Origin of the sequence: Pseudoalteromonas sp. APAL1 (assembly GCF_021532475.1) — a bacterium.
GTDB classification, from domain to species: Bacteria; Pseudomonadota; Gammaproteobacteria; order Enterobacterales; family Alteromonadaceae; genus Pseudoalteromonas; species Pseudoalteromonas lipolytica_C.
Window position 1 is genome coordinate 23,642 of sequence record NZ_JAKGAW010000044.1, and the last position, 12,250, is coordinate 35,891.

At 42.2% G+C, this 12,250-nt stretch carries 12 protein-coding genes and 1 rRNA gene; all 13 read left to right on the forward strand.

What is annotated here, in order from left to right; genetic code table 11:
• Nucleotides 1-13: 13 nt before the first annotated feature.
• A complete protein-coding gene (locus tag L1264_RS17375) occupies nucleotides 14-925 on the forward strand; it encodes a ParB/RepB/Spo0J family partition protein (protein ID WP_199526845.1) in 912 nt (303 codons plus the stop codon).
• A gap of 160 nt (nucleotides 926-1,085) precedes the next feature.
• Nucleotides 1,086-1,466: an ATP synthase subunit I gene (locus L1264_RS17380; protein WP_135923075.1), complete on the forward strand. Its 381-nt coding sequence runs from the start codon at nucleotides 1,086-1,088 to the stop codon at nucleotides 1,464-1,466.
• A 15-nt stretch (nucleotides 1,467-1,481) separates the two neighbouring features.
• The gene (gene atpB / locus L1264_RS17385; RefSeq protein WP_054554806.1) at nucleotides 1,482-2,339 is read left to right on the forward strand and encodes a F0F1 ATP synthase subunit A; all 858 of its coding nucleotides are present in this window, start codon (nucleotides 1,482-1,484) and stop codon (nucleotides 2,337-2,339) included.
• Nucleotides 2,340-2,395: 56 nt separating this feature from the next.
• Nucleotides 2,396-2,629, forward strand: coding sequence for a F0F1 ATP synthase subunit C (gene atpE / locus L1264_RS17390; RefSeq protein ID WP_004335261.1), 234 nt, complete (start codon nucleotides 2,396-2,398; stop codon nucleotides 2,627-2,629).
• Nucleotides 2,630-2,671: 42 nt separating this feature from the next.
• Nucleotides 2,672-3,142 carry a F0F1 ATP synthase subunit B gene (gene atpF / locus L1264_RS17395; RefSeq protein ID WP_054554807.1) on the forward strand — a complete coding sequence of 157 codons (471 nt, stop codon included), beginning with the start codon at nucleotides 2,672-2,674 and terminating at the stop codon, nucleotides 3,140-3,142.
• Nucleotides 3,143-3,158: 16 nt separating this feature from the next.
• Nucleotides 3,159-3,692: a F0F1 ATP synthase subunit delta gene (atpH, locus tag L1264_RS17400; protein ID WP_135923074.1), complete on the forward strand. Its 534-nt coding sequence runs from the start codon at nucleotides 3,159-3,161 to the stop codon at nucleotides 3,690-3,692.
• 14 nt (nucleotides 3,693-3,706) lie between these two features.
• Nucleotides 3,707-5,248: a F0F1 ATP synthase subunit alpha gene (gene atpA, locus L1264_RS17405; protein WP_199526846.1), complete on the forward strand. Its 1,542-nt coding sequence runs from the start codon at nucleotides 3,707-3,709 to the stop codon at nucleotides 5,246-5,248.
• Between the two features lie 59 nt (nucleotides 5,249-5,307).
• Entirely contained in the window at nucleotides 5,308-6,168 is an 861-nt protein-coding gene (gene atpG, locus L1264_RS17410; protein WP_062568484.1) for a F0F1 ATP synthase subunit gamma, read from the forward strand.
• A 32-nt stretch (nucleotides 6,169-6,200) separates the two neighbouring features.
• Nucleotides 6,201-7,586, forward strand: a complete 1,386-nt coding sequence (gene atpD / locus L1264_RS17415; protein WP_036973717.1) for a F0F1 ATP synthase subunit beta — start codon at nucleotides 6,201-6,203, stop codon at nucleotides 7,584-7,586.
• Between the two features lie 13 nt (nucleotides 7,587-7,599).
• A complete protein-coding gene (locus tag L1264_RS17420; protein ID WP_135923073.1) occupies nucleotides 7,600-8,022 on the forward strand; it encodes a F0F1 ATP synthase subunit epsilon in 423 nt (140 codons plus the stop codon).
• 273 nt (nucleotides 8,023-8,295) lie between these two features.
• On the forward strand, nucleotides 8,296-9,654 hold the full coding sequence (gene glmU, locus L1264_RS17425) for a bifunctional UDP-N-acetylglucosamine diphosphorylase/glucosamine-1-phosphate N-acetyltransferase GlmU (protein WP_138557633.1): 1,359 nt from the start codon (nucleotides 8,296-8,298) through the stop codon (nucleotides 9,652-9,654).
• A gap of 141 nt (nucleotides 9,655-9,795) precedes the next feature.
• Nucleotides 9,796-11,580 carry a choice-of-anchor I family protein gene (locus L1264_RS17430; protein ID WP_199526847.1) on the forward strand — a complete coding sequence of 595 codons (1,785 nt, stop codon included), beginning with the start codon at nucleotides 9,796-9,798 and terminating at the stop codon, nucleotides 11,578-11,580.
• Between the two features lie 553 nt (nucleotides 11,581-12,133).
• Nucleotides 12,134-12,250, forward strand: a 16S ribosomal RNA gene (locus L1264_RS17435); the annotation flags it as partial.

Consider the following 12,250-nt stretch of genomic DNA (forward strand, 5'->3'; position numbering starts at 1 on the left):
GTAAAAAAATAACATGTCTGCTAAAAAACGCGGTTTAGGCCGAGGACTCGACGCTTTATTAAGTTCATCAAAACCAGCCCAAAGTGCAAATAATCAGCAACAAGCGATAACCACACCAGAGCAAGTCTCAGAGGTAGTTGCTGAGCAAAAAAATGGTGAACTGCAAAAGCTAGCGATAGAGTTTTTACAATCGGGTAAATATCAACCACGTAAAGACATGTCTGAAGAAGCACTTGAAGAGTTAGCCAGCTCAATTCGTGCCCAAGGTATTATTCAGCCAATCGTTGTGCGCCAAATTGGTGCAGATAAATACGAAATTATTGCAGGTGAACGTCGTTGGCGTGCTGCACAATTAGCAAAATTAGACACCGTACCGTGTATCATCAAGGATGTACCCGATGAAGCTGCGGTAGCTATTGCACTTATTGAAAATATTCAACGTGAAGACTTAAATGCGATGGAAGAAGCGATTGCATTAAATCGTTTGCTAAATGAGTTTGAACTTACCCATCAACAGGTCGCCGAAGCGGTTGGCAAGTCTCGTACAACAGTAACAAATTTGCTTCGTTTAAATAATTTAAATGAAGATGTAAAAATATTGTTAGAACATGGTGATATTGAAATGGGCCATGCACGCTGTTTATTAGGCCTTGAAGGTGAAGCGCAATCAGATGCAGCACGGCTAGCAGTAGCTAAAGCGTTAACTGTTCGCGAAACTGAAAAGCTAGTGCGTTCTATTTTAGAACCAGCGCCAAAAAAAGAAGTGCAAGAAAAAGATCCTGATGTCAAACAGTTAGAACAAAAACTTGCTGAAAATTTAGGCGCAAAAGTAGAAATAAACTACAATAAAAAAGGCAAGGGAAAGCTGGTTATTTCGTATACAACACTTGATGAGCTAGATGGCATTTTAAGCCGTATAAATTAAGACTATTCCCGTCATTAATTAATAACATGTCCAAAAAGAGACATTTGTGGTGTTTTTGCACTACAAAGGGTCGACTCAAGTTGCAAAACTGGTAGGAATCAGTATAATTTCGCCAGTTTTCATACCCTGACAATTTGAACGTTTACAAGGTTAATAAAACGTGACTAATAAGTTAGCAAAGCCTTATAGGCTTGCCGCATTTAAATTAATTTGTCTTCAGGGTATCGTAGCGCTCATCGCTGCAGTAGTTGTTTTTATAGGTTGGGGAGTCAATGCCGGCCAGTCAGCAGTTGCTGGCGGGGCTGTAGCAATACTCCCTAATTTTGTATTTGCCGTCTATGCATTCAGATATGTGGGTGCAAGTCGAGTAAATCAAGTGTATGCCTCGCTAAAGCGCGGCAACGGATTAAAATTTATGCTGACAATCGTGTTGTTCGCACTGATACTGAAGTCTTACACGGTCATTTTGTTACCGTTTTTCTGTGTTTATGTATTGGTGTTATTTTGCGGATTGTTTGCGCCCGTTTTTTTTAATCATTAACTTTTGGGATATAACATGGCTGCAGAAGAAGTAACTCTATCAAGCCATATTCAGCACCACTTAACTAACGCTAAGATGTGCTCGACCGATGCTGGTCTTGCCTTCAACAAAGCGTGTGCAGACAGTGGTTTCTGGACATGGAATATAGATACCCTCGCATGGTCAATCGGTTTAGGTCTTGTATTTTTATGGATCTTCCGTAGTGCCGCTAAAAAAGCAAATACCGGTGTACCTGGTAAATTTCAGTGTTTCATTGAAATGATCGTTGAGTTCGTTGGCGACAACGTACGCGATACTTACCACGGTAAAAGTGCCCTAATCGCTCCATTAGCTCTAACGATTTTCGTTTGGGTGTTCTTAATGAACTTAATGGACTTAATTCCGGTTGATTTCCTACCTGCATTCGCTGGCTTCGTTGGTGAACAAGCATTCGGTATGGATTCTCACGACGTTTACATGAAGATTGTACCAACAACAGACATCAACATGACTGCTGCACTTGCTATTGGTGTATTCATTCTGATGATCGGTTACGCAATCAAAATTAAAGGGATTGGCGGTTTCTTAGCAGAACTTACGCTTCACCCATTTAGCTCAAATAACAAGCTAGCGATGGTGTTTTTAATCCCGTGTAACTTATTACTAGAAACAATCGCTTTAGTAGCTAAGCCGTTCTCGTTAGCGCTGCGTTTATTCGGTAACTTATATGCTGGTGAGTTGATTTTCATCTTGATCGGCGCAGTTGGTTTAATGCAACTACCGTTGCACTTTATTTGGGCTGTATTCCACATCTTAGTAATCGTACTGCAAGCATTCGTATTCATGATGCTAACAATCGTTTACCTAAGCATGGCAAGCTCAGATAATCACTAATTTTATACACTTTTAAATTTTAACTTTAATTTACAATTGAAACTTTGGAGAAAAAAATGGAACTAGTATTAGGTCTTAAGTATATCGCTGTTGCTCTACTTATCGGCTTCGGTGCAATCGGTACTGCTATCGGCTTCGGTAACATGGGTGGTAAATTCCTAGAAGCTTGTGCTCGTCAACCTGAACTTGCACCTTCATTACAAGTTAAGATGTTCATCCTTGCTGGTCTAATCGATGCTGTAGCTATGATCGGTGTTGGTATCGCAATGGTATTGTTGTTCGTACTTTAATATTATTTTTTGAACAGCTTACTATTTTAAGGAGGAGCGGTCGTGAACTTAACAGCCACTCTTATCGGTGAATTAATTGCATTTACGGTTTTCGTACTTTTCTGTATGAAATACGTATGGCCACCACTAAATGGTGCAATTGAAGCTCGCCAGAAGAAAATCGAAGATGGTTTAGCTGCCTCTGATAGAGCCGAAAAAGACTTAGAACTTGCGCAAAAGAAAGCTGCTGAGCAGCTTAAAGAGGCAAAAGCTCAAGCGGCTGATATCATTGAACAAGCTAAAAAGCGTGCCACGCTTATCGTTGACGAAGAAACTGTTCGTGGTCAACAAGAGCGTGAAAAAATTATTGCTCAAGGGCACTCTGAAATCGAAGCAGAGCGTAACCGTGTAACAGAAGAACTACGTAAACAAGTAGCGACGCTGGCCGTGGTTGGTGCTGAGAAGATTTTAGAGCGCGAAATCAATCAAGCCGCACACAGTGACATCGTTGAAAAACTTGTCGCTGAGCTGTAATTAGGAGGGTATGAGCATGTCTGAATTGGCTACTATCGCTCGCCCATACGCTAAAGCGGCTTTTGAACTTGCCGTTGAAAAAGGCACTGTTGAAAGTTGGAACGACATGCTGTTCTTTGCTGGCCAAGTTGCCAGCAATGAGCAAGCCGCTGCCGCGCTAGCTGGATTGCCTACTGCTACTGAAAAAGCAGATCTGTTTATCAAGATCTGTGCAGAGCAGCTCAACGAACAAGGTCAGAACCTAATCAAGGTGATGGCTGAAAATGGACGTTTAGTTGCACTGCCAGCTGTTGCAGAGTTATTCGCTGAATTAAAAGCGGACTACGACAAAGAAATCGACGTTGATGTGGTTTCTGCAACACCGCTTGCTGCTGAGCAGCAAGTATCATTGGTAGCGGCACTTGAAAAACGTTTCGCACGCAAAGTTAAGCTGAATTGTAGTGAAGATACTACAGTGGTTGGCGGCCTTATTATCAAGGCGGGTGACACTGTAATCGACGGCTCAGTACGTGGCAAATTAGCCCGCTTAGCTACATCACTACAATCGTAATTGGGAAAAAGAGCATGCAACTTAATTCCACTGAAATTTCAGATCTGATCAAACAACGTATTGAACAGTTCGAAGTTGTAAGTGAAGCTCGTAACGAAGGTACTATTGTATCTGTTACTGACGGTATCATCCGCATCCACGGTCTTGCTGACTGTATGCAAGGTGAAATGATTGAGCTTCCTGGCAACCGTTATGCTATCGCACTAAACCTTGAGCGTGACTCAGTAGGTGCAGTAGTAATGGGTCCTTACGCTGACCTTAAAGAAGGCGTAAAAGTTAAATCAACTGGTCGTATCTTAGAGGTTCCTGTTGGTCGTGGTCTACTTGGTCGTGTTGTTAACACACTAGGTGCACCTATCGATGGTAAAGGCGCTTTAGAAAACGACGGTTTTGAACCTGTTGAGAAAATCGCACCAGGCGTTATCGAACGTCAATCAGTAGATGAGCCAGTACAAACTGGTTATAAATCTATCGATGCGATGATCCCAGTAGGTCGTGGTCAACGTGAGCTTGTGATCGGTGACCGCCAAACTGGTAAAACTGCATTAGCAATCGATGCTATCATCAACCAAAAAGGTACAGGCGTTAAGTGTGTGTACGTTGCAGTTGGTCAAAAAGCATCTACAATCGCTAACGTAGTACGTAAATTAGAAGAGCACGGTGCATTAGAAAACACTATCGTTGTTGTTGCATCTGCTTCTGAATCTGCGGCACTTCAGTACTTAGCACCATTCTCTGGTTGTACTATGGGTGAATACTTCCGTGACCGTGGTGAAGACGCGCTAATCGTATATGATGATTTATCTAAGCAAGCTGTTGCTTACCGTCAAATCTCATTACTACTTAAGCGTCCACCAGGTCGTGAAGCATACCCAGGTGACGTATTCTACCTTCACTCACGTCTTCTAGAGCGTGCATCACGTGTAAACGCTGATTACGTTGAGAAGTTCACTAACGGTGAAGTGAAAGGTAAAACAGGTTCATTGACGGCATTGCCAATCATTGAAACTCAAGGCGGCGACGTTTCTGCGTTCGTACCGACAAACGTTATCTCTATCACCGATGGTCAGATCTTCTTAGAAACTGACTTATTCAACTCAGGCATCCGTCCAGCTGTTAACGCTGGTATCTCGGTATCTCGTGTTGGTGGTGCAGCGCAAACTAAAATCGTTAAGAAACTAGGTGGTGGTATCCGTCTAGCGTTAGCTCAGTACCGTGAATTAGCTGCGTTCTCGCAGTTCGCGTCTGACCTTGACGATGCAACACGTGCTCAATTAGAGCATGGTGAGCGCGTAACAGAGTTAATGAAGCAGAAACAGTACGCACCAATGTCTGTTGCTGAAATGTCTCTGTCGCTATTTGCTGCTGAAAAAGGCTACCTAAAAGACATCGAAATCGCGAAAATCATGGATTTCGAAGCTGGCCTAATTTCTTATGCAAACAGCACATACGCAGAGCTAATGGCTCAAATCAATGAAACAGGTAACTACAACGCTGAGATTGAAGCTCAACTTAAAGAACTTCTAGAGAAGTTCAAGTCGACGCAAACTTGGTAATTTAGTTATGAATGGTGAGCTTTAGGCAACTAAAGCCCACCTGATTCGGAGAGAGAGTCATGGCCAGCGGAAAAGAGATTAAAAGCAAGATCGGGAGTATCAAGAATACTCAAAAGATCACCAGCGCAATGGAAATGGTTGCTGCGTCTAAAATGAAAAAAGCGCAGGAACGTGTGGCGTCAAGCCGTCCATACGCTGAAAACTTACGCCAAGTGATTGGTCGTGTTGCTCAAGCAAATCTTGATTTTACTCACCCTTTCTTAGAAGAGCGTGAAGTAAAACGAGTTGGTTATATTGTTATCTCTACTGACCGTGGTCTATGTGGTGGCTTGAACTCAAACGAGTTCAAAAAAGTTGCCCTAGATGTTAAAGCGTGGAAAGAAAAAGGCGTTGAAGCTGAATTTACTACTTTAGGTAGCAAAGCAGCTGGCTTTTTCCAACGTTTTGGCGGTAAGTTAGTCGCTAAAAAAGCGAACTTAGGAGATACACCTTCACTACAAGACGTTATTGGTCCTGTAAAGACAATGCTAGATGCATACTCTGAAGGTAAAATTGACCGCTTATACGTAGTATTTAACAAGTTCGTTAATACTATGAAGCAAGAGCCAACAATCGATCAGTTACTCCCTTTGCCAAAAGCTGAAGAAGAAGTATCTCAACATTCTTGGGATTACTTATATGAGCCAAACCCAGATGCGATTTTAGAAGCTCTGTTAGTACGCTTTATTGAGTCTCAAGTATACCAAGGTGTAGTTGAGAACGCTGCCTCTGAACAGGCTGCCCGTATGGTTGCAATGAAAGCTGCAACTGATAACGCAGGCGACCTTATGGATGAGTTACAGCTTGTTTATAACAAGGCTCGTCAAGCTGCAATCACACAAGAAATTAGTGAGATTGTTGGCGGTTCGGCAGCAGTTTAACGCTTCGGCAAAGTTTAATGAGAGGAATAGACATGAGTTTAGGTAAGGTCGTCCAAATTATCGGCGCCGTTGTGGATATCGAATTTCCACAAGACAACGTGCCAGCCGTATATGACGCACTAAAAGTAACAGATGGCGACTTAGCGGGTTTAACTTTAGAAGTTCAACAACAGCTAGGTGGCGGTGTGGTACGTGGTATCGCACTTGGTACTACTGACGGTTTACGTCGTGGTACTTCAGTAGAAGGTACAGGTCAGCCAATCCACGTTCCAGTAGGTACGAAGACACTAGGTCGTATCATGGACGTTTTAGGTAACCCTATTGATGAAGCTGGTCCAATTGGTGAAGAAGAGCGTATGTCTATTCACCGTGCAGCACCTTCTTACGAAGAACAATCAAGTTCAGTAGAACTTTTAGAGACTGGTATCAAGGTAATCGACCTTGTATGTCCATTCGCTAAAGGTGGTAAAGTTGGTCTATTCGGTGGTGCCGGTGTTGGTAAAACCGTAAACATGATGGAACTTATCCGTAACATCGCAATCGAGCACAGCGGTTACTCAGTATTCGCAGGTGTTGGTGAGCGTACTCGTGAGGGTAATGACTTCTACCATGAGATGAACGACTCAAACGTACTAGATAAAGTATCTCTAGTATACGGTCAAATGAATGAGCCACCGGGTAACCGTTTACGCGTAGCGTTAACTGGTCTTACTATGGCTGAGAAGTTCCGTGACGAAGGTCGTGACGTACTTTTCTTCGTTGATAACATCTACCGTTATACTCTAGCGGGTACAGAGGTATCAGCACTTCTAGGTCGTATGCCTTCAGCAGTAGGTTACCAACCAACTCTTGCTGAAGAAATGGGTGTACTTCAAGAGCGTATCGCATCTACTAAGACGGGTTCAATCACTTCAATCCAAGCGGTATACGTACCTGCGGATGACTTAACTGACCCATCTCCAGCAACAACGTTTGCTCACTTAGATGCAACAGTAGTACTTTCTCGTGATATCGCTTCACTTGGTATCTACCCTGCGGTAGACCCACTTGATTCATCTTCACGTCAACTTGACCCATTAGTAATCGGTCAAGAGCACTATGATACAGCGCGTGGCGTTCAAACAGTTCTTCAACGTTATAAAGAACTTAAAGACATCATCGCAATCCTAGGTATGGACGAGCTTTCTGACGAAGATAAGCAAGTTGTATCTCGTGCACGTAAAATCCAGCGTTTCCTATCTCAGCCGTTCTTCGTTGCTGAGGTATTCACAGGCGCGCCTGGTAAATACGTGTCACTTAAAGACACAATTGCTGGCTTCAAAGGTATCTTAAACGGTGAGTTTGATGATATGCCAGAGCAAGCGTTCTACATGGTTGGCTCTATTGAAGAAGCTCAAGAAAAAGCCAAAAGCATGTAATTAGGAGGGTAGTATGGCGGCTATGACTGTACATCTTGACGTAGTAAGCGCAGAAGAGAGCTTGTTCTCTGGTCTGGTTGAATCGATTCAAGTGAGTGGTAGTGAAGGTGACCTTGGTGTTAACTATGGCCACGCTCCATTATTAACTGCCCTAAAACCTGGTATGGTACGTTTAGTTAAGCAATTTGGTCACGAAGACGTGATGTATATTGCTGGCGGCACGCTAGAAGTTCAACCGGATCGCATCACAATTCTTGCAGATACTGCAGTACGTGGTGAAGACCTAGATGAGCAAGCGGCTGAAAAAGCGAAACGTGATGCTGAAGAGCAAATGGCGAACACGTCAGCTGCTGAGTTAGATTACCAACAAGCTGCAGTACAGCTTGCTGAAGCAATCGCTCAACTTCGCGTAATTCAACAATTACGCAAAAAGTAAGCCTACTCGGTTTTCGAAAAGCCCACTTAACGTGGGCTTTTTTGTGCCTGAAATGTGATGCTTTGCACCCTATTCTATTTTTATACTTATATCCTTCATCAAAGCTCGCTACAATAGTGTGAATTAATAGTGAATAGCTGTTTCATTCAAGGTTCAGTCCTACACATTAGGATTGCGTATTTACACATGATGTGACTTACATAACTTTGTTTGTTTTTTCAGATCTCACAACATCATGCACACCTAAAACAAAGAAAGAAGGATATTGTTTTAATGTCTCTGACTACTGTTATTCTAGCAGCGGGTAAAGGTACCCGAATGCGCTCTGCTCTACCAAAGGTACTTCACAAAGTTGCGGGTAAACCTATGGTGCAGCACGTTATTGATAATGCCACTGCACTTGGTGCTCGCGAAACAAACCTTGTTTATGGTCATGGTCGTGAACAGCTACAAGCTGCCCTGTCGCACAATCAAGTAAATTGGGTATTACAAGAAGAGCAACTTGGTACCGGCCATGCAGTCGCTGTTGCCAAAGAACATATTGCCGATGACGATACCGTATTGATTCTCTACGGTGATGTGCCACTAACAAAACGCGCCACTTTAGAAAAGCTACTTGCTGTGACACCTAAAAAAGGCCTAGCTGTATTGACCGTGACTTTAGATGACCCATCAGGTTATGGTCGTATGCTTCGTGAAAATGGCAAGCTGGTAGGTATCATTGAGCAAAAAGATGCCTCACCTGAGCAACTTGAAATTAAAGAAATCAACACCGGCATTATGGCTGCTAATGGTGAGTTACTAAAACGTTGGTTAGGTAACTTATCTAACAACAATGCCCAAGGTGAGTACTACCTTACAGATATCGTTGCGATGGCACACAGTGAAGGTGTTGAAATCACCTCGGCACAGCCTGAGCATCCGATGGAAGTTGAAGGCGCTAATAATCGCGTACAACTTTCAGCGCTTGAACGTGCATATCAAGCATGGCAAGCAGAAGAGTTAATGCTAAACGGAGCAACACTTGCTGATCCGGCTCGTATCGATGTACGTGGTGAAGTAACGACTGGTGAAGATGTACTAATCGACGTTAATGTTATCTTCGAAGGCAAAGTAACAATCGGCAATAATGTTCAGATTGGTCCTAACTGTGTACTTAAAGACTGTACTATTGGCGATAACGTTGTTATCAAAGCTAACTCACTTGTTGAAGAAGCCAGTGTTGCGGCTAAATGTACTTTAGGGCCTTACGCTCGTCTTCGCCCTGGTGCGATTATGGAAGAAGACTCGCATATCGGTAACTTCGTTGAGATGAAAAAAACTCGCTTAGGTAAAGGCTCAAAAGCAAATCATCTAACCTACTTAGGCGACACTGAAGTTGGTGAAAAAGTAAATATTGGCGCAGGGACTATTACCTGTAACTATGATGGCGTAAATAAATCAAAAACCATTATCGGTGATAACGCCTTTATCGGTTCAAACTCATCACTAGTCGCACCAGTAAATATTGGCTCAATGGCAACCATTGGCGCAGGTTCTGTTATCACTAATACAGTTGAAGACGAACAGCTTGCAGTCGCTCGTGGTAAACAACGTAATTTAACTGGTTGGAAACGTCCAACTAAAAAATAGTGAGCTACCCTACTAATTTTATATAGAAAGCGAGTTTATACTCGCTTTTTTTATGGCTCAATTTAGTGCTCATAAAAGTGCCATATAGTTGTAATGCCTGCGTGTTGTAATTGCGTTAATACAATACGAAGGAAAATAATAATGTTAAAAAGATCAATTATTGCGCTATCACTTTTAACCATTCTTACAGGTTGCTCATTAGACGGTGACGACGGCAAAGATGGTATGCAAGGTGAGCAAGGTCCTGCAGGGCAAGATGGAGCGAGTGGTGAAGACGCAAATTCAGCGTTAAGTATAAATCTTATCGGCCGTGCGGTGCTCAATGCAGAAAGCCCAGAAGGTGCAGCAGAGATTGTTGCCTATCAACCATCAAAAAAAAGAATTTTCGCTATTAATAGTTCGGGTGATTCGGCCGTTGTGAATATCATAAAAGCCAATAGTTTTGACCGTGCAGCTTTAGTTAAAGATAACGAAGGAGTAATAAACGGCACTAACTTAGATTCAGACATTACCCTTGCACTTAATGAGCACACTGCAGGCGATGCAAACAGTATCGCTATTGATATTAATAATGAACTTTTAGCTGTAGCAATGGCAGCTAGTAATACGGGTGATAAAGGATTAATCGCATTTTATGATATTAGTGGCGAAGAGCCTCAGTTTATTAAGAATGTTACTGTAGGTGCCCTACCCGATATGGTTACCTTTAGCCATGATGGTAATAAAGTACTTGTTGCTAATGAAGGTGAACCTAATGGGGATTACAGTATTGACCCTGAAGGCTCAATTAGCATCATAAACATCAATGATGGTGTGATTGCTGATACCGCGATTAGCATCACCTTTTCTGCCTACAACGATAAACAAGCAGAGCTTGAAGAGCGAGGGATTATATTTGCTAATCCGGCTGGCCGTACAATCAACGGTAATTTAATTAATACAACCGTAGCTATGGATTTAGAGCCTGAATACATCAGTATTTCTAAAGACAATAAGTTTGCATACGTGTCACTACAAGAAAATAACGCCCTTGCTATCGTCAATCTTGAAGATAATAGTCTAGAGCTTAAAGGCTTAGGTTTTAAAGATTGGTCTAATTTACTTTTTGATGCGTCAGATAAAGATGGTGGCGTTAACTTTAAATCATACCCTGGTCTATATGGTATGTATCAACCTGATACCATCTCAAGCTTTACCTGGAAAGGTGCTAACTTTATTGTCACAGCTAACGAAGGTGATGCACGCGAATACTTCTTCGACACAGCCGATGAAGCAGAATGTTTAGCAAAAGGTGGTCTTGATTACGATGAAGATGATGGTTGTTTATCTTATATAGATGAAAGCAGAGCTAAAGACTTAACGCTGGCAAGTAACTTTGATTACCTGAACAATGATAATAGTGATATAGGCCGCCTAAAAGTGACCACAGTTAAAGGTGATGAAGATAACGATGGTGAGTACGAGTCACTTTATGCATACGGAGCCCGCTCTTTTACCATCTGGGATAGTAACGGCATGGTGGTTTTTGATTCTGGCGATCAAATCTCACGTATTACCGCTTCAGTTCACGGAGCAGCATTCAACAATAATGAAGATGAAAATGCCGGCGATAGTCGCTCTGATGACAAAGGTGCTGAACCAGAAGCATTAGCACTGGGTACTATTGGTGATCGTACATTTGCATTTATTGGTTTAGAGCGCATGGGGGGCATAATGGTGTTTGATATTACTAATCCATACAATGTGACATTCCAAGATTACTTTTTTAACCGTGGCTTAGAAGCCGATGCTGAAATAACCGGTGATCTTGCCCCTGAGGGGATGGCGTTTATACCTGCAGAACAAAGTGCAACGAATGAAGCATTGCTTGTTGTAGGTAATGAAATTTCGGGTTCAATTGCCATCTGGGAAATCAAAGCTAACTAATCCACCTTATAAAGATAAAAAGCGATATAGCTAGTTTTAAGTATATCGCTTTATCCTTACCGTTATTACACTCAAGAAGTGACTGTTTTTTGAGCTAAAATCCCTCTGTAGCCCTTTATTTGTATGGTTATTATACTATTTTGAAAATAATCAAAAAAACCTTCAAAAAGTGCTTGCGTTAATTCTTCGCATCCCTATAATGCGCATCCACTGACACGGCGGGCAGCAATGAAAAGCGCTGAACAAAGTGACAGAGAGTTAAGTAAAACTTCGGTTTAAAACGGTCTAGAAAAAAAGTTTAAAATTAAGTGTTGACTCAAAAAAATAAGGATGTATTATACGCATCCCTCGAGACGCGAAAGCAACTCGAAACGTTCTTTAACAATATAAAGCAATCATCTGTGTGGGCACTCGTACAGATTGAGTTCTAACAGCGAAGCTTAGTTTACTAAGTGGAGCAAACAAATTTAGAGTCTCAATTTCTTATGAGTGACTATATAGTCAATTTATACAGAATTCATTGAGCACGAAACTTCGGTTTCAAAAAAACTTTTAATTGAAGAGTTTGATCATGGCTCAGATTGAACGCTGGCGGCAGGCCTAACACATGCAAGTCGAGCGGTAACAGAAAGTAGCTTGCTACTTTGCTGACGAGCGGCGGACGGGTGAG